This window comes from Mycobacterium sp. E2462, from assembly GCF_001672685.1.
In the GTDB taxonomy this organism is placed as follows: domain Bacteria; phylum Actinomycetota; class Actinomycetes; order Mycobacteriales; family Mycobacteriaceae; genus Mycobacterium.
Genome location: NZ_LZKC01000465.1, coordinates 1 through 561 on the forward strand (window position 1 = coordinate 1; position 561 = coordinate 561).

Annotated in this window: 1 pseudogene; it reads right to left on the reverse strand. The window is 67.9% G+C overall.

Annotated elements, in window-relative coordinates:
* A pseudogene (locus A5714_RS23865) lies at positions 1–561 on the reverse strand (protein translocase subunit SecD); the annotation flags it as partial.

The window sequence follows — 561 nt, forward strand, 5'->3', positions numbered from 1 at the left end:
GATCAGACCTGCCCGCAGCGAGGTCAATCCCAGTGTGGCCGAGACGGTTTGGGCCTCCGAGGCCTCGAACGACAGCGGCAGCGAGCCGTACTTCAAGACGTTGGCCAGCTGCTTGGCGGTCGCGGCGGTGAACGGCGGGTCACCCCCGCTGATCTGGGTCCGGCCGCCCGGGATCGCCTCCTGGATCATCGGCGCGCTGACGACCTGCGAGTCCAGCGTGAACGCGGTCTGGGTGCCGATGTGCGCCGCGGTGAAGTCGGCCCAGGTGTTGGCCGCCGCCTGCTTGAACTGCACGTCGACGACGTAGCCGATGCCGCGCTGGTTCATGCTCGCGCTGGCGTCCTGGATCTGGTCTCCGCTGATGATCGACGGCGCCAGCAGGTAGGCCACCTTGCGGTCGGTCGAGCAGGTCACCAGCGGCAGGGCCGGGTCGTCGTTGCCGGACAGGATGTCGTCCTGGCCGCAGTGCTTGGCCTCGTACCGCATGGCCACCATCTGGATGTAGGGGTTGTTGCTCTGCCGGAAGTCCTTCATCGCGTGGATGCGCTCGGCGAGGGCGGT